We start from the raw sequence: 17396 nt of genomic DNA on the forward strand, positions 1-17396 counted from the left end.
CCCGGCCGGCAGGGGCCTGGTCGTGATCGCGGCGCTCGGCGTCGTGTTCGGCGACATCGGCACCTCGCCGCTGTACGCCTTCAAGGAAACCCTGAATCCCGAGCACGGCGTGCCGTTCTCGCCCGACGCGGTGCTGGGCCTGCTGTCGCTGATCTTCTGGGGCCTCCTGTTCGTGGTGACGCTCAAGTACGTGGTGTTCGTGCTGCGCGCCGACCACGATGGCGAGGGCGGCATCCTGGCGCTGCAGGCGCTGGCGCGCAATGCCGCCGCGCGCATCGGCGCGAAGCCCTGGCTCGGCCACCTGATCGGGCTGCTGGGCCTGGTGGGCGCGGCCATGTTCTACGGCGACAGCCTGATCACGCCGGCGATCTCGGTGCTGTCGGCGGTCGAGGGGCTGGAGGTGCGCGCGCCGATGCTCGAGCGCGCGGTGCTGCCGATCACGGTGGTGATCCTGATCGCGCTGTTCGCGGTGCAGAAGAAGGGCACCGGCGCGGTCGGCAAGGTGTTCGGGCCGGTGATGCTGCTGTGGTTCGTGGTGATCGGCGTGGCCGGGCTGCTGCAGGTGCTGGCCCAGCCGCAGGTGCTGGCGGCGCTCGATCCGCGGCGCGCCGTGCTGTTCCTGGTCGAGCACCGGCTGCAGTCGCTGGCGGTGCTGGGCGCGGTGTTCCTGGCCTTCACCGGCGGCGAGGCGCTCTACGCCGACATGGGCCACTTCGGCGCGCGGCCGATCCGGCTCGCCTGGCTGTTCATCGCGCTGCCGGGGCTGGTGCTCAACTATTTCGGACAGGGCGCGCTGGTGCTGGCCAATCCGGCGGCGATCGACAACCCCTTCTTCCGGCTCTTTCCGGCCTGGGGCGTGCTGCCGATGGTGCTGTTGGCCGCGATGGCGACGGTGATCGCCTCGCAGGCCGTGATCTCGGGCGCCTTCTCGCTCACGGCCCACGCGATGCGCATGGGCTACCTGCCGCGCATGCGCGTGATCCAGACCTCGGGCACGGCCATCGGCCAGATCTACGTGCCGACCGTCAACTGGCTGCTGATGGTGGGCGTGCTGCTGCTGGTGCTGGGCTTCCGCAGCTCGAGCGCGCTGTCGGCGGCCTACGGCATCGCGGTGTCGATCACCATGGTGACGACCACCCTGCTGGCCGGCATCGTGGCCTGGGGGCTGTGGCGCTGGAACAAGCCGGCGGTGGCGCTGGGCGTGGCGGCCTTCGCGGCGGTCGACCTGACCTTCGTGGTCGCCAACAGCCTCAAGGTGGCCGAGGGCGGCTGGCTCACGCTGGCGGTGGCGGCGGGCGTGATGCTGCTGTTCACCACCTGGGCCAAGGGGCGGCGCCTGGGGCTGGACGCGGCCGCGGCCGAGAGCCTGCCGCTGCGTCCCTTCTTCGAGTCGCTGGCCCACCACATGCCGCACCGGGTGCAGGGCACGGCGGTGTTCCTCAACGTCGACGTGACCTCGGTGCCGCATGCGCTGCTGCACAACCTCAAGCACAACCAGGTGCTGCACGAGCAGGTGATCGTGCTGCGCGTGCTGCCCTGCGACACGCCGCGCGTCGACGCGCGCCTGCGCATCGAGGCCGAGTCGCTGATGACCGGCATCTGGGTCGTGACCGCGCGCCACGGCTTCATGGAGCGGCCCGACGTGCCCGAGTTCATCCGCATCCTGGCCTACCAGAAGACGCTGGCGATCGACTCGATGAAGACCTCGTACTTCGTCTCGCGCGCCTCGGTGGGCGAGGAGAACCTGCCGGGCCTCAACCCGATCCGGCGCGCGCTGTTCGGCTGGCTGCAGCGCAACGCGGGGCGTGCCTCGGACTACTTCGAGCTGCCCGACAACAGGCTGGTGGAAATGGGCCAGCGGACCTGAGCACGGGGCGGGCGCCGGCGCTACTGACCGGCGGGTAATTGACAGCGGTTCACGTTTACCCTAGATTACTAACCGGTGGGTCATTAAAGACCCGGTTCGTTCCTTCCAGGGTGTCTCATGACCGCCTCCCAATCCATCTTCTCGCTCGACCGCGCGGCCGCCTGGCTGCTGGTTCCCGCCCTCGTGGCCCTGGTCGGCTGCTCGCCGTCCAAACCCGCGGAGGAACCGGTCCGCGCGGTCAAGCTGGTGACCGTGGGCACCAGCGCCTACGACGCACAGCCCGAGTTCTCGGCCGAGGTGCGGGCGCGCGTCGAGTCGCGCCTGGGCTTTCGCGTGGCGGGCAAGATCACGCGCCGCCAGGCCGAGCTCGGCCAGCGCGTGCAGGCCGGCCAGGTGCTGGCCCAGCTCGATCCGCAGGACTATCGGCTGGCCGCCGAAGCGGCACGCGCCCAGCAGGCCGCGGCGCTGACCAACCGCGACCTGGCCGCGGCCGACCTCAAGCGCTACCGCGAGCTGCGCGAGCAGAACTTCATCAGCGGCGCCGAGCTCGAGCGCCGCGAATCGACCTGGAAGGCGGCCCAGGCGCAGCTCGAGCAGGCGCAGGCCCAGCTCTCGTCGCAGGGCAACCAGGCCGCCTACACGACGCTGGTGGCCGACGTGGCCGGCGTCATCACCGCCATCGAGGCCGAGCCGGGCCAGGTGGTGCAGGCCGGCACGCCGGTGGTGCGGATCGCGCAGGACGGCGCGCGCGACGTGGTGTTCGCGGTGCCGGAAGACCGCGCGGGCCTGATCAAGCCCGGCTCGGCGGTCGCGGTGCGCGGCTGGTCGGGTGGCGAGGAACTGCAGGGCCAAGTGCGCGAGGTCGCGGCCAGCGCCGATGCCGTGACGCGCACCTTCACCGTGAAGGTGGCGATCGATGCCGCCAGCGCGCCCGCGCTCGGCGCCACCGTCTATGCGCGGCCGCAGGCGCTCGCGCGCGGCGGCCCGGCCGTCGTCAAGCTGCCGACCAGCGCGCTGCGCCAGGAAGGCAAGGGCACGGCCGTGTGGGTGCTCGACAAGTCGACCATGACGGTGCGCTCGCAGTCGGTGCAGGTGGCGACCGCCGACGGCAACGAGGCCGTGATCGGCGCCGGCGTCACGCCCGGCATGCAGGTGGTGGTGGCGGGGGTGCACGTGCTGTCGCCGGGCCAGAAGGTCACGATCTACCAGCCCCGTGAAGTGGCGGCCGGCGGTGCGGACGCGGGCGGTGCCACGCAGGGCGTCGCGCCCGTGGCCGCCGGCCAGAAGGAGATCGCAGCGGGTGCCGGCAAATGAGCGGCGCTGACAAGGCGACGCACGGCACCGAGCCGGCCGGCCGCGCGGGCGGCTTCAATCTCTCGAAATGGGCGCTCGACCACGCGCCGCTCACGCGCTACCTGATGCTGGTGCTGATGCTGCTGGGCGCCTTCGCCTACTTCCAGCTCGGGCAGGACGAGGATCCGCCCTTCACCTTCCGCGCGATGGTGGTGCGCACCTACTGGCCCGGCGCCACCGCGCAGCAGGTGGCCGAGCAGGTCACCGACAAGCTCGAGCGCACGCTGCAGGAGGCACCGTACGCCGACAAAATCCGCAGCTACTCCAAGCCCGGCGAGTCGCAGATCATCTTCCAGATCAAGGACTCCTCGAAGGCGAGCGAGGTCGCCAACGTCTGGTACACGGTGCGCAAGAAGATCGGCGACATGCGCGGCACCCTGCCCGCGGGCGTGCAGGGGCCGTTCTTCAACGACGACTTCGGCGACGTCTACGGCGTGATCTACGCCCTCGAGAGCGAGGGCTTCACCTACGCCGAGCTCAAGACCCTGGCCGACGACGTGCGCCAGCAGCTGCTGCGCGTGAAGGACGTGGCCAAGGTCGACCAGTTCGGCGTGCAGGACGAGAAGGTCTTCATCGAGATCTCGCAGAAGCGCCTGGCGCAACTGGGCCTCGACTTCAACGCCGTGCTGCAGCAGCTCGGCTCGCAGAACGCCATCGAGAGCGCCGGCACGATCCAGTCGCCGCTCGACGTGGTGCAGGTGCGCGTGGGCGGCCAGTTCACCAGCGTCGACCAGCTGCGCGAGATGCCGATCCGCGGCAGCTCGGGCAACCAGCTCAAGCTCGGCGACATCGCCGAGATCCGCCGCGGCTACATCGATCCGCCCGCGGTCAAGGTGCACCACCAGGGCAAGGAAGTGATCGCGCTGGGCGTGTCGATGACCAAGGGCGGCGACATCATCGCGCTGGGCAAGGCGCTGCGCGCGGCCACCGCGAGCATCGACAAGCAGTTGCCGCTGGGCGTGAAGCTCGCGCAGGTGCAGGACCAGCCGGTCGCCGTGGCGAGCTCGGTCAACGAGTTCGTGCGCGTGCTGATCGAGGCGGTGGCCATCGTGCTCGCGGTCAGCATCATCTCGCTGGGCCTGCACAAGGGCGGGCGCTTCGGCTGGTACATCGACATGCGTCCGGGCCTGGTGGTGGCGATCACCATTCCGCTGGTGCTGGCCGTGACCTTCCTGGCGATGAACTACTTCGGCATCGGCCTGCACAAGATCTCGCTGGGCTCGCTGATCATCGCGCTGGGCCTCTTGGTGGACGACGCGATCATCGCGGTCGAGATGATGGTGCGGAAGATGGAGGAAGGCTACGACAAGGTCCGCGCCGCCACCTTCGCCTACGACGTGACGGCCAAGCCCATGCTCACCGGCACGCTGATCACCGCCGCGGGCTTCCTGCCGATCGGCATCGCCAAGTCGGTGACCGGCGAATACACCTTCGCGATCTTCGCCGTGACGGTGATCGCGCTGGTGCTGTCGTGGATCGTCTCGGTGTACTTCGTGCCATACCTGGGCACCTTGCTGCTCAAGGTGAAGCCCCATGACCCCGAGGCAACGCCGCACGAGCTGTTCGACACACCGTTCTATAACGCCTTCCGCCGCGCGGTGAACTGGTGCGTGCAGCACCGCTGGCTGACCATCGGCGCCACCGTGCTGATCTTCGCGCTCGGCATCGTCGGCATGGGCAAGGTGCAGCAGCAGTTCTTCCCCGACTCGAGCCGGCCCGAGATCCTGGTCGACATCTGGTTCCCCGAAGGCACCTCGTTCCAGGCCAACGAGGAAGTGGCGAAGCGGGTCGAGCAGCGCATCCTCAAGGAAGCCGGCGTGAAGACCGTCAGCACCTGGATCGGCTCGGGCGTGCCGCGCTTCTACCTGCCGCTGGACCAGGTGTTCCCGCAGTCCAACGTCTCGCAGCTGATCGTGCTGGCGAGCGACCTCAAGGTGCGCGAGACGCTGCGGCTGTCGCTGCCCGGCCTGCTGGCGCAGGAATTCCCCGAGGTGCGCGGCCGCGTGAAGCTGCTGCCCAACGGGCCGCCGGTGCCGTACCCGGTGCAGTTCCGCGTGATCGGCACCGACCCGACGCAACTGCGCGCGCATGCCGACGAGGTCAAGGCCGTGCTGCGCGAGAACGCCAACATGCGCGGCGTGAACGACAACTGGAACGAGTCGGTGAAGGTGATCCGCCTCGAGGTCGACCAGGCCAAGGCGCGCGCGCTCGGCGTGACCAGCCAGGCCATCGCGCAGGCCTCGCGCACCATGTTCAGCGGCACCACCGTGGGCCAGTATCGCGAGAACGACCTGCTGATCGACATCGTGCTGCGCCAGTCGGCCGACGAGCGCGAAGCCATCTCGGACATCGGCAACGCCTACCTGCCGACGGCCTCGGGCCGCTCGATCCCGCTGACGCAGATCGCCAGGCCGGTGTTCACCTGGGAGCCGGGCGTGATGTGGCGCGAGAACCGCGACTACGCGATCACCGTGCAGGGCGACGTGACCGAGGGCCTGCAGGGCGCGACCGTGACCGACCAGCTGCTGCCGAAGCTGCGCGAGCTCGAGGCCGGCTGGCACGCGGCCGGGCAGGGCGCCTATCGCATCGAGGTGGCGGGTGCGGTGGAGGAGAGCAGCAAGGGCTCGGCCTCCATCGTGGCCGGCGTGCCGATCATGCTGTTCCTGGTGTTCACGCTGCTGATGCTGCAGCTGCACAGCTTCAGCCGCTCGCTGCTGGTGTTCATCACCGGCCCGATGGGCATCGCCGGCGTGGCCGGTGCGCTGCTGCTGCTGAACCGGCCCTTCGGCTTCGTCGCGCTGCTCGGCGTGATCGCGCTGATGGGGATGATCCAGCGCAACGCCGTGATCCTGATCGACCAGATCGAGCACGACCGCGCGGCCGGCGTGCCGGCCTGGGACGCCATCGTCGAGTCGGCCGTGCGCCGCCTGCGTCCGATCGTGCTGACCGCCGCGGCCGCCGTGCTGGCGATGATCCCGCTCTCGCGCAGCGTGTTCTGGGGGCCGATGGCGGTGGCCATCATGGGCGGGCTGATCGTGGCGACCGTGCTGACCTTGCTGGCGCTGCCGGCGATGTATGCGGCGGCGTTCCGCGTGAAGCGCGACGAGGCGCCGCCGCCGGCACCGCAGGGCGCCGGCGCCCTGCCGGGCCCCCAGGCGGCCTGAGCGGGCGGATGCAGGGTTTGTCCCGCCCCGCCGGGCCGCGAACTCCGCACCGAGGAGAAGCCGGGAGCCTTCCGGTTTCGACTAAAATGCGCGGTTGACCGATTTCGAGCGGACGGTCTTGGACTGCCGGGTTCTTCCCGGCGCCCAGGCCGTCCGCTTTTGCATTCACCTGAAAAAGGCAAAAGCGCGGGTGGCGAAATTGGTAGACGCACCAGGTTTAGGTCCTGACGTTCGCAAGAACGTGCCGGTTCGAGTCCGGCCCCGCGCACCAGCCAATCCCTCACTAGGAAGAAGTTCATGACCGTGACCGTTGAAACCCTCGAGAAGCTCGAACGCAAGATCACGCTGACCCTGCCGGTCGGCATCATCCAGTCCGAAGTCGATTCGCGCCTCAAGAAGCTCGCGCGCACCGTCAAGATGGACGGCTTCCGTCCCGGCAAGGTGCCGATGAACGTCGTGGCCCAGCGCTATGGCTACTCGGTGCAGTTCGAGGTCATGAACGACAAGGTCGGCGAGGCCTTCTCGCAGGCCGCCAACGAAGCCAAGCTGCGCGTGGCCGGCCAGCCGCGCATCACCGAGAAGGAAGGCGCGCCCGAAGGCGAGCTGTCCTTCGACGCCGTGTTCGAGGTGTTCCCCGAGGTCAAGATCAACGACCTGTCGGGCGCCGAAGTCGAGAAGCTGTCGGCCGAAGTGGGCGACGACGCGATCGACAAGACCCTGGACATCCTGCGCAAGCAGCGCCGCACCTTCGCGCAACGCGCGCAGGACGCCGTGGCCCAGGACGACGACCGCGTGACCGTCGACTTCGAAGGCAAGATCGATGGCGAGCCCTTCCAGGGCGGCAAGGCCGAGGACTTCCAGTTCGTGGTCGGCGAAGGCCAGATGCTCAAGGAATTCGAAGACGCCGTGCGCGGCATGAAGGCCGGCGACAGCCGCACCTTCCCGCTGTCGTTCCCGGCCGACTACCACGGCAAGGACGTGGCCGGCAAGCAGGCCGACTTCCTCGTCACGCTGAAGAAGATCGAAGCCTCGCACCTGCCCGAAGTCAACGAGCAGCTCGCCAAGTCGCTCGGCATCGCCGAAGCCACGGTCGAAGGCCTGCGCGCCGACATCAAGAAGAACCTCGAGCGCGAGGTCAAGTTCCGCCTGCTGGCGCGCAACAAGAACGCCGTGATGGACGCGCTGGTGGCCAACGCCGAGCTCGATCTGCCCAACGCCAGCGTGCAGTCCGAAGTCAACCGCATGATCGAAGGCGCGCGCGCCGAGCTCAAGCAGCGCGGCATCAAGGACGCCGACAAGGCCCCGATCCCCGAGGAAGTGTTCCGTCCCCAGGCCGAGCGCCGCGTGCGCCTGGGCCTGGTGGTCGCCGAGCTGGTGCGTGCCAACAACCTGCAGGCCAAGCCCGAGCAGATCAAGGCCCACATCGACGAGCTCGCCTCGAGCTACGAGAAGCCGGCCGACGTGGTGCGCTGGTACTTCAGCGACAACAATCGCCTGGCCGAAGTCGAGGCCGTGGTGATCGAGAACAACGTGACCGATTTCGTGCTCGGCAAGGCCAAGGTCGCCGAGAAGTCGGTGTCGTTCGACGAACTGATGGCGCAGCAGCAACAGGCCTGATCGCCGCCTCGGCCCGGGACGCCATGGGGCTTGTGCTTTGCGGCACGAGCCCCATTTCACTCAGGCGTACAGTTCAGATTGACGACAGCGAACGAACCCTTCTCCGGAGCAAATTCATGAGCGCACAGGAAATCCAAGGCCTCGGCATGGTCCCGATGGTCATCGAGCAATCGGGCCGTGGCGAACGGTCCTACGACATCTACTCGCGGCTCCTCAAGGAACGCATCATCTTCCTGGTGGGCGAGGTCAACGACCAGACCGCCAACCTCGTGGTGGCCCAGCTGCTGTTCCTCGAGAGCGAGAACCCCGACAAGGACATCTCGTTCTACATCAACTCGCCGGGCGGCAGCGTCACGGCCGGCATGGCGATCTACGACACCATGCAGTTCATCAAGCCCGAGGTCTCGACCCTGTGCGTGGGCTTCGCGGCCAGCATGGGCGCGTTCCTGCTCGCGGCCGGTGCCAAGGGCAAGCGCTTCTCGCTGCCCAACTCGAAGATCATGATCCACCAGGTGCTCGGCGGCGCCCGCGGCCAGGCCACCGACATCGAGATCCATGCGCGCGACATCCTGCGCACCAAGGACCAGATGAACCGCATCCTGGCCGAGCGCACCGGCCAGCCGCTGGACAAGGTCAAGTCCGATACCGAGCGCGATTACTTCCTGACGGCCGACGAGGCCAAGGACTACGGCCTGGTCGACCAGGTCATCGCCAAGCGCCCCTGAGGAGGGGCCCGGCGCTCTGGCGTCACGACGCCGGCGGCGCCAAAAAGGCAACAACGGCGTTTTCCACACGGGAAACGCCGTTTTTGTTTCGTTATCATTGTCCAAACCCGTTACGAGGCACCTGTCCATGGCCGAGAAAAAAGGCACTTCCAGCGAAAAAACGCTCTACTGCTCGTTCTGCGGCAAAAGCCAGCACGAGGTGAAGAAGCTGATCGCGGGTCCTTCGGTCTTCATCTGCGACGAGTGCATCGATCTCTGCAACGAGATCATCCGCGACGAACTGCCCGCGGGCGAGGAAGCGCGCGATGCGCGCAACGACCTGCCCACGCCGCTCGAGATCAAGACCAACCTCGACAACTACGTGATCGGCCAGGAGCCGGCCAAGCGCATGCTGTCGGTGGCCGTCTACAACCACTACAAGCGCCTGCGCCACAAGGAAAAGGCCAAGGGCGAGGACGTGGAGCTCAGCAAGAGCAACATCCTGCTGATCGGCCCCACGGGCTCGGGCAAGACGCTGCTGGCGCAGACGCTGGCGCGCCAGCTCGACGTGCCCTTCGTGATGGCCGACGCCACCACGCTGACCGAGGCCGGCTACGTCGGCGAGGACGTCGAGAACATCATCCAGAAGCTGCTGCAGAGTTGCAATTACGAGGTCGAGCGCGCGCAGCGCGGCATCGTCTACATCGACGAGATCGACAAGATCTCGCGCAAGTCCGACAACCCCTCGATCACGCGCGACGTGTCGGGCGAGGGCGTGCAGCAGGCGCTGCTCAAGCTCATCGAAGGCACCATGGCCAGCGTGCCGCCGCAGGGCGGGCGCAAGCACCCGAACCAGGACTTCCTGCAGATCGACACGACCAATATCCTGTTCATCTGCGGCGGTGCGTTCGCGGGCCTCGAGAAGGTGATCGAGAACCGCACCGAGGCTTCGGGCATCGGTTCCGGCGCCAGCGTCAAGAGCAAGGCCCAGCGCAGCCTCACCGAGGTGTTCCGCGAGGTCGAACCCGAGGACCTGATCAAGTTCGGCCTGATCCCCGAACTCGTGGGCCGCATGCCCGTGGTGGCCTCGCTGGCCGAGCTCAGCGAGGACGCGCTGGTGCAGATCCTCACCGAGCCCAAGAACGCCGTGGTCAAGCAGTTCACCAAGCTGCTGCAGATGGAGGGCGTGGACCTCGAGATCCGTCCCGCCGCCCTCAAGGCGATCGCGCGCAAGGCCCTGGCCCGCAAGACCGGCGCGCGCGGCCTGCGTTCGATCCTCGAACAGTCGCTGATCGACACGATGTTCGAGCTGCCCAATGCCACCAACGTCGACAAGGTCGTGGTCGAGGAATCGACCATCGACGAGAACAAGCCCCCGCTGCTCGTGTACCGCGAGGCAGCCAAGAAGGCCTGAGTGACTCCCGCGCCGGCTCTTCCCCCCGAGATGCCCGGCGTCTTCGACAAAGACTGCGGCCGCGGGCTTGAAATGCCCGTGTCGCCGTCCATCTTTGCTTGATCAATCAAAGGATATCCATGTCCGGTCATACCCCTCTGCCCGCCGACGCCATCGACCTGCCGCTGCTGCCGCTGCGCGATGTCGTCGTGTTTCCCCATATGGTGATCCCGCTGTTCGTGGGGCGCCCCAAGAGCATCAAGGCGCTCGAGCTGGCCATGGAGGCCGAGCGCCGCATCATGCTGGTGGCCCAGAAGGCCGCCGCCAAGGACGAGCCCTCGGTCGAGGACATGTTCGAGGTCGGCTGCGTCTCGACCATCCTGCAGATGCTCAAGCTGCCCGACGGCACGGTGAAGGTGCTGGTCGAGGGCCAGCAGCGCGCCCGCGTGAACCGCATCGATGACGGCGAGACCCACTTCTCGGCCAACGTGACGCCGGTGGCGGCGCCCGAGGGCGGCGAGAAGGGCACCGAGGTCGAGGCGCTGCGCCGCGCGGTGATGCAGCAGTTCGACCAGTACGTGAAGCTCAACAAGAAGATTCCGCCCGAGATCCTGACCTCGATCTCGAGCATCGACGATCCGGGCCGCCTGGCCGACACGATCGCCGCGCACCTGCCGCTCAAGCTCGACAACAAGCAGGCGGTGCTCGACCTCGACGACACCAAGGCACGGCTGGAGAACCTGTTCGGCCAGCTCGAGCGCGAAGTCGACATCCTCAACGTCGACAAGAAGATCCGCGGCCGCGTGAAGCGCCAGATGGAGAAGAACCAGCGCGACTTCTACCTCAACGAGCAGGTCAAGGCGATCCAGAAGGAGCTCGGCGAGGGCGAGGAGGGCGCGGACATCGAGGAGATCGAGAAGAAGATCAAGCTCGCCAAGATGCCCAAGGACGCGCTCAAGAAGGCCGAGGGCGAGCTCAAGAAGCTCAAGCTGATGTCGCCGATGTCGGCCGAAGCCACCGTGGTGCGCAACTACATCGACGTGCTGGTGGGCCTGCCCTGGGCCAAGCGGACGAAGATCAAGCACGACCTCGCGAATGCCGAGGCGGTGCTCAACGCCGACCACTACGGCCTCGAGAAGGTCAAGGACCGCATCCTCGAGTATCTCGCGGTGCAGCAGCGCGTCGACAAGGTCAAGGCGCCGATCCTGTGCCTCGTGGGCCCGCCGGGCGTGGGCAAGACCTCGCTCGGGCAGTCGATCGCCAAGGCGACCGGCCGCAAGTACACCCGCATGGCGCTCGGCGGCATGCGCGACGAAGCCGAGATCCGCGGCCACCGCCGCACCTACATCGGCGCGCTGCCGGGCAAGGTGCTGCAGGGTCTGAGCAAGATCGGCACGCGCAACCCGCTGTTCCTGCTCGACGAGATCGACAAGCTGGGCACCGACTTCCGCGGCGACCCGTCGAGCGCGCTGCTCGAGGTGCTCGATCCCGAGCAGAACCACACCTTCGGCGACCACTACGTGGAAGTCGACTTCGACCTGAGCGACGTGATGTTCGTCGCCACCTCGAACTCGATGAACATTCCGCCGGCGCTGCTGGACCGCATGGAAGTCATCCGCCTCTCGGGCTATACCGAGGACGAGAAGACCAACATCGCGATCAAGTACCTGCTGCCCAAGCAGCTGAAGAACAACGGCGTGAAGGAAGAGGAACTGCTCGTCACCGAGGAGGCCGTGCGCGACATCGTGCGCTACTACACGCGTGAAGCCGGCGTGCGTTCGCTCGAGCGCGAGCTCTCGAAGATCTGCCGCAAGGTGGTCAAGGGCCTGCTGCTCAAGCAGATGACGCCCAAGGTCACGGTCACCGGCGAGAACCTCAACGACTTCCTCGGCGTGCGCAAGTTCACCTTCGGCCTGGCCGAGAAGCAGAACCAGGTCGGCCAGGTGGTCGGCCTCGCATGGACCGAGGTCGGCGGCGACCTGCTGACGATCGAGGCCGTGACCATGCCCGGCAAGGGCGTGATCAGCCGCACCGGTTCGCTGGGCGACGTGATGAAGGAATCGGTCGAGGCAGCGCGCACCGTGGTGCGCAGCCGCTCGCGCCGCCTCGGCATCAAGGACGAGGTGTTCGAGAAGCGCGACATCCACATCCACGTGCCGGACGGCGCCACGCCCAAGGACGGCCCGAGCGCGGGCGCGGCGATGACCACGGCCTTCGTGTCGGCGCTCACGGGCATCCCGGTGCGCGCCGATGTGGCGATGACCGGCGAGATCACCCTGCGCGGCGAGGTCACGGCCATCGGCGGCCTGAAGGAGAAGCTGCTGGCGGCCCTGCGCGGCGGCATCAAGACGGTGCTGATCCCCGAGGAGAACGCCAAGGACCTGCAGGACATTCCCGAGAACGTGAAGAACGGCCTCGAGATCGTGCCGGTCAAGTGGATCGACAAGGTGCTCGAGATCGCGCTCGAGAAGCAGCCCACGCCGCTGTCCGACGAAGAGGTCGCGGCCTCGGCGGCGGCCGTGGCCGAGCTCGCGAAGCAGCGCGAGTCGCGGGCGTCGGAAGGCTCGGTCAAGCACTGAACGACACGATCATGAAATTCGGGGGACGCAACTTGCGAAACCCCGAAAATCTGGTCTATAATTCAAGGCTCGAAACGCGGGAATAGCTCAGTTGGTAGAGCGCAACCTTGCCAAGGTTGAGGTCGAGAGTTCGAGACTCTTTTCCCGCTCCAGTTTTGAAAAAGGGAAGCATCAGCTTCCCTTTTTTTCGCTAGTTCGATTTCGTTTTTCTGCGTGGCGCGATAGCAAAGCGGTTATGCAACGGATTGCAAATCCGTCTAGTCCGGTTCGACTCCGGATCGCGCCTCCACACTTCTCCCGTTGAATCCAGCGTCGATACACCAGGCCCCGCCAACCATGTTGACGGGGCTCGTTTTCGTTTGGGGTATCGTCGTCATTCAACCCGGGGCCCGGATGGTGAAATTGGTAGACACATCGGACTTAAAATCCGCCGCTTCCTTAATCGGGGCATACGGGTTCGACCCCCGTTCCGGGCACCACATCTAACAAGGGAGCATTCAATGCCTCGCTACAACGCTCCATTCGAAATTCATGTGCATGGCGACGTGGCCCTGCGTTCGGACGTCGGTTTCGACCAGATCCAGGAAGCGCTGAAGCCGCTGTGGAAATACGCGGGCGCCAAGTCGCTCGCCGACGGCGCCGCCAGCTCCTACGAGGAAGAACCCGGTATCCGCTTCGAGCCCAAGGACCACATGCTCCAGATGTGCTGGACCGTGGCCGGCGACGAGGACTTCCGCCAGGCGCTCGACGAGATGTGCATGGCTTTGAACGAACTCTCCGAGCGCGGCGCGGCCATCGAGGTCACCTTCTACGACACCGATTTCGACGAGGAAGAGGGCGACCCCGACGAGGAGTCGCGCGACGACTTCGTGATGCTGTTCGTGGGCCCCAATCCGGCCGCGATCATGCAGGTGCAGCGCGACCTGCTGGTCGAGGACGTGGTGAACCTGATGGAGCGTCACTTCGACGGTTCCGAACTCGGCGGCGTGGTGGCCGAGATCGACCGCCTGTTCAGCGACCGCTTCGATGCCCTGGTGAACTCGCTCGAGATCGGCAAGCGCCCGCGCGGCACCGGCGGTACCGGTGGCGGCGGCGGCAGCGGCCATGGCGGCGGACGCCGCCCGCGCCACCTGCACTGAGCGCCACACGCCTGCCACGCGGCGCCACCACCATCCGCCGCATGGCAGCGCTCTTTCCTTCTTCCGCCCTCAACGCCGGCGTGCGCAAGCGCGAGGTGTTCGGCTGGGCCATGTACGACTTCGCCAACTCGGGCTACACGACCGTGGTCATCACGGCCGTGTTCGCCGCCTACTTCGTGGGCGGCATCGCCAAGGGCGCGCCCTGGGGCCCGTTCGCCTGGACCGTGGCGCTCAGCATCTCCTATGCGATCGTGATGTTCACGATGCCGGCCCTCGGCGCCTGGGCCGACCTGCGCGCGGCCAAGAAGCGGCTGCTGGTCATCACCACCGTGGGCTGCGTGATCGGCACCGCGGCGCTGGCGCTCTCGCCGCGCTTCTCGGGCGCCACGGGCGTGGCGGTCGCGATGCTGCTGATCGTGGTGTCGAACACCTTCTATTCCTACGGCGAGTCGCTGACCGGCGCCTTCCTGCCCGAGCTCGCGACGCCCGAGGGCATGGGCAAGGTCAGCGGCTGGGGCTGGGCCTTCGGCTATGTCGGCGGCATGCTGGCGCTGGGCCTGTGCCTGGCCTACGTGCTGTGGTCGCAGGCGCGCGGCCTGCCGGCCTCGCACTTCGTGCCGGTGACGATGCTGATCACCGCCGCGATCTACGGCACGGCCGCCTGTGCCACCTTCGTGCTGCTGCCCGAGCGCGCCAGACCCAGCGCGCAAGCCCTCGGCGACGCCAGGGCGCCGGGCGCCTGGCAACAGCTGCGCTCCACCTTCCGTCAGGCGCGCGCCTACCGCGACTTCATGACCCTGCTGGCCTGCACCGTCTGCTACCAGGGCGGCGTGGCGGTGGCGATCACGCTGGCCGCGATCTATGCCGAGCAGGTGATCGGCTTCGTCGCGAGCGAGACCATGGTGCTGATCGTCGTGCTCAACATCGCGGCGGCGCTCGGCGCCTTCGGCTTCGGCTACGTGCAGGACCGCATTGGCCACAAGACTTCGCTGGCCGTCACGCTGGTGGCCTGGATCGCGGTCTGCGTGATCGCCGCGGTGGTCACGACCAAGGGCGGCTTCTGGTGGGCCGCGGCCATCGCGGGCCTCGCGATGGGTTCGAGCCAGTCGGCCGGCCGTGCGATGACCGGCTATTTCGCGCCGCCGGCCCAGATGGCCGAGTTCTTCGGCCTCTGGTCCTTCGCCACGCGGCTCGCGAGCATCGTCGGCCCGCTGGCCTATGGCGCTGTCACCTGGCTCACGGCCGGCAACCAGCGCATCGCGATCCTGTCGACCGCGGTGCTGTTCGTCGCCGGCCTGCTGCTGCTGTGGCCGATCGACGTGCGGCGCGGCCGCGAGGCCGCGCTGCGAGGGCAGGGGTAGGTCTCAGGAGCCGCTGAACAGGCTGTTGTTGGTGATCGGCCAACCCGCGGCCGGCGCGTAGCGAATGGTCCAGTTCGCCGGGTTCTTCACGCGCGCTGCGAAGGCGGGCAGGTCCGATCGGTCGAGCGATCCGGTGTAGATCGCGTTGGTCTGGTTCGCCGGACTGACCGTGAACGAGAAGGCGGTGCCCGCCGTCGTGAGCGCGTCGGGGATGGTGCCCGCCGCGCCGCCGAGCGTCAGGCTCGCGAGGTAGTTGCCGACCGCGGTGATCTTGCCCGCGGTGCCCACGCCCAGACCATCGATGGTGCCGCCCTGGAAGGCATAGACCGTCTCGGACTTGCCGATGCCGCCGGGCGAGCCGAGCGTGGTGCCCTTGTCGGCGATCGGGTTGCCCGTCACGTCGGTCTGGATGGTCACGATCGTGCCCGCGGGCAGGTTGCGGTCGGCGGTCCAGACGAAGGCCGTCTCGTTCGTGATGTCGGTGAATTCGAGCGCACCGGCCTTGCGGTCGCGGTCGGTGAAGGTCACCTGGGTGCCGCCGTTCACGGCCTTGAGCAGCACGAAGGCGTAGGCATCGGGTGCTTCGGCATTGCCCGCCATGAACAGCAGGTCGCCGGCCACCAGCTGCGTCGGCGCGCCGGCCGTGACGAAGCTCAGTTCGGTCGCGCTGCTGATGCCCGCATAGGCATTGCCGACCGGATCGGTGATCGCGTTGGCATCCACCGTCAGGTAGTAGCCGCTGTCGCCGGCGAGCTTGGCGCTGGGCACCAGCGTCAGCACGTTGAATGCCAGCTGCACGCGCGCTGCGGCACTCTTGGCGTTGAAGGTCTCGACCACGCTGCCGTCGGCCTTGCGCAGCACGATGTTGCCGGCGCCGAGGCGGATGGCTTCGTTGAACGAGAGCGAGATCGAGGTGTCGAGGTTCACGCCGACACGGCCGGCGTCCGGTGCGGCGACCTTGAGCCGAGGTCCGGTGGTGTCGACCCCAGGGTTCGCCGAGGCGCACGACGAAGCCGTCGAACTTCTGGTCGGCCGGGTCGAGGTCCTTCGAGGCTTTGGTCTGGCCGGGCCACACGGTGTCACCGTTGTCCAGCAGCAGCTGGACCTGCGTGCCCGCCTTCACCGGACCCGGCACCTCGACCGTCGATTCGAAGCTGCCGCCCGTGGCCTTGCGCAGCGCGTCGAGGTCGTTCGAGAGCTCGACCGGCGCGCTCGACGGATTGCCGTTCCAGGCGAACAGCGCGAAGTTGCGGTCCACGTCGGGGCTGGCGGCGCCCGCGGGGCCGGCCACGATCAGGTAGTTGCCGTCGGTGCCCTTGTCGATCGAGCGGATGCCGCGTCCGCCCAGTTCGAGTTCGATCGGTGCGCCGAAGGTGGCTTGCGTGGCCGTTCCTCCGACCAGCGCGGCGTAGTTCTGCACCGGCACGATCAGCGCCTTGGCGCGCGTCGAGCCGCCGGTCTGCGGCGCCCGGAAGCCCAGCCACAGCGCGCTGTCGTTCGGTGCGCTGGTCATGCCTTCGACCGAGAAGCCGTCGACCCGCTCGGGCACGACGCCGGCACCCGCCGAGACGGCGAAGCCGAAGTGGTTGGCGCCGAGGCCGTGGCCGTTGGAGACGTCCCAGGCGACGAGCTGGGCTTCGAGGGCCGAGAACTGGCCGACATAGGTGAAAGTGGTGGCAGCGCCCGTGCCAGAGACCTTCACGGCGAACAGGTGCGAGCGGTCCGGCGCATCGCCGCCGTCCTTCTTGTTGCTGTTCGAGCCAGTGAGGTACAGCGTATCGCCGATCCGCACGCCGGCCTCGAGGTCGAGTTCCTTGCCGAGCTTCGGACCGTCGGTCTCGTAGCTCCATTCCTTGACCGCGGCGCCGCCGGCACGCGGGTACACGCGCAGCACGTTGGCCTCGTCGTCGGCCACGAGCATGAAGCCGTCGGGCAGCGCGAACGCGGTGGAGGCGTCCGAGGGAACCTTCGGTGGTGCCGGCGTTGGGCGTGAAGGTCGCGCTCGACACGAGCTGCGGCGCCGGCGGGGGCGCAGGCGGCGGCGGCGCCGTGGCGGGCGGCGGGGGCGGCAGAAAACCGATGAAACCGCCGTCGCTACCGCCGCCACCGCAGGCGGCCAGCATCAGCGAGAGGGCGCTGGCGAGCAGCATGGGCTTGAAGGGAATGCGGGTCGAGCGAAGCGGAGTGGGCGTTGTCATGGTGCGCGGTGGTTGTTCTGA

Annotated in this window: 11 protein-coding genes and 4 tRNA genes; 14 read left to right on the top strand and 1 reads right to left on the bottom strand. The window is 67.7% G+C overall.

All coding sequences use genetic code 11. The features are described 5' to 3' along the window. Positions 1-22: 22 nt before the first annotated feature. The 13 genes from ACHMXE_RS25385 (at position 23) to ACHMXE_RS25445 (ending at position 15177) form a co-directional block, all read left to right on the top strand. The gene (locus ACHMXE_RS25385) at positions 23-1867 is read left to right on the top strand and encodes a potassium transporter Kup (protein ID WP_203206214.1); all 1845 of its coding nucleotides are present in this window, start codon (positions 23-25) and stop codon (positions 1865-1867) included. 117 nt (positions 1868-1984) lie between these two features. Then, positions 1985-3181 (top strand): efflux RND transporter periplasmic adaptor subunit, encoded by a 1197-nt coding sequence (locus ACHMXE_RS25390; RefSeq protein WP_395352084.1) that lies wholly within the window; start codon positions 1985-1987, stop codon positions 3179-3181. Further along, positions 3178-6384 carry an efflux RND transporter permease subunit gene (locus ACHMXE_RS25395; RefSeq protein ID WP_395352086.1) on the top strand — a complete coding sequence of 1069 codons (3207 nt, stop codon included), beginning with the start codon at positions 3178-3180 and terminating at the stop codon, positions 6382-6384. Before ACHMXE_RS25390 ends, ACHMXE_RS25395 begins: the two co-directional genes overlap by 4 nt. Positions 6385-6568: 184 nt before the next feature. Next, positions 6569-6655 (top strand) — tRNA-Leu (locus ACHMXE_RS25400). Positions 6656-6681: 26 nt separating this feature from the next. Beyond that, positions 6682-8001, top strand: coding sequence for a trigger factor (gene tig / locus ACHMXE_RS25405; RefSeq protein WP_209545111.1), 1320 nt, complete (start codon positions 6682-6684; stop codon positions 7999-8001). A gap of 116 nt (positions 8002-8117) precedes the next feature. After that, a complete protein-coding gene (gene clpP / locus ACHMXE_RS25410) occupies positions 8118-8726 on the top strand; it encodes an ATP-dependent Clp endopeptidase proteolytic subunit ClpP (RefSeq protein ID WP_093344225.1) in 609 nt (202 codons plus the stop codon). Positions 8727-8853: 127 nt separating this feature from the next. Continuing rightward, on the top strand, positions 8854-10119 hold the full coding sequence (clpX, locus tag ACHMXE_RS25415) for an ATP-dependent Clp protease ATP-binding subunit ClpX (RefSeq protein WP_395352089.1): 1266 nt from the start codon (positions 8854-8856) through the stop codon (positions 10117-10119). Between the two features lie 119 nt (positions 10120-10238). After that, entirely contained in the window at positions 10239-12677 is a 2439-nt protein-coding gene (gene lon / locus ACHMXE_RS25420; RefSeq protein WP_203201297.1) for an endopeptidase La, read from the top strand. Between the two features lie 76 nt (positions 12678-12753). Next, positions 12754-12829 (top strand) — tRNA-Gly (locus tag ACHMXE_RS25425). Positions 12830-12892: 63 nt separating this feature from the next. Beyond that, positions 12893-12966, top strand: a tRNA-Cys gene (locus tag ACHMXE_RS25430). 98 nt (positions 12967-13064) lie between these two features. After that, positions 13065-13156, top strand: a tRNA-Leu gene (locus ACHMXE_RS25435). A gap of 21 nt (positions 13157-13177) precedes the next feature. Then, on the top strand, positions 13178-13816 hold the full coding sequence (locus tag ACHMXE_RS25440; RefSeq protein ID WP_203201296.1) for a DUF6806 family protein: 639 nt from the start codon (positions 13178-13180) through the stop codon (positions 13814-13816). A 41-nt stretch (positions 13817-13857) separates the two neighbouring features. Continuing rightward, positions 13858-15177, top strand: a complete 1320-nt coding sequence (locus tag ACHMXE_RS25445; protein WP_395352092.1) for an MFS transporter — start codon at positions 13858-13860, stop codon at positions 15175-15177. Positions 15178-15180: 3 nt separating this feature from the next. On the opposite strand, the gene ACHMXE_RS25450 is transcribed toward ACHMXE_RS25445, so the two are convergent. After that, complete coding sequence (locus ACHMXE_RS25450; protein ID WP_395352094.1) at positions 15181-16104, bottom strand: Ig-like domain-containing protein; 924 nt, start codon at positions 16102-16104, stop codon at positions 15181-15183. On the opposite strand from ACHMXE_RS25450, the gene ACHMXE_RS25455 reads away from it, so the two are divergent. Then, entirely contained in the window at positions 16070-17170 is a 1101-nt protein-coding gene (locus ACHMXE_RS25455) for a hypothetical protein (RefSeq protein ID WP_395352096.1), read from the top strand. The genes ACHMXE_RS25450 and ACHMXE_RS25455 overlap by 35 nt on opposite strands. Positions 17171-17396 lie beyond the last annotated feature (226 nt).

Origin of the sequence: Variovorax sp. UC122_21 (assembly GCF_044056785.1) — a bacterium.
Classification (GTDB): domain Bacteria; phylum Pseudomonadota; class Gammaproteobacteria; order Burkholderiales; family Burkholderiaceae_C; genus Variovorax.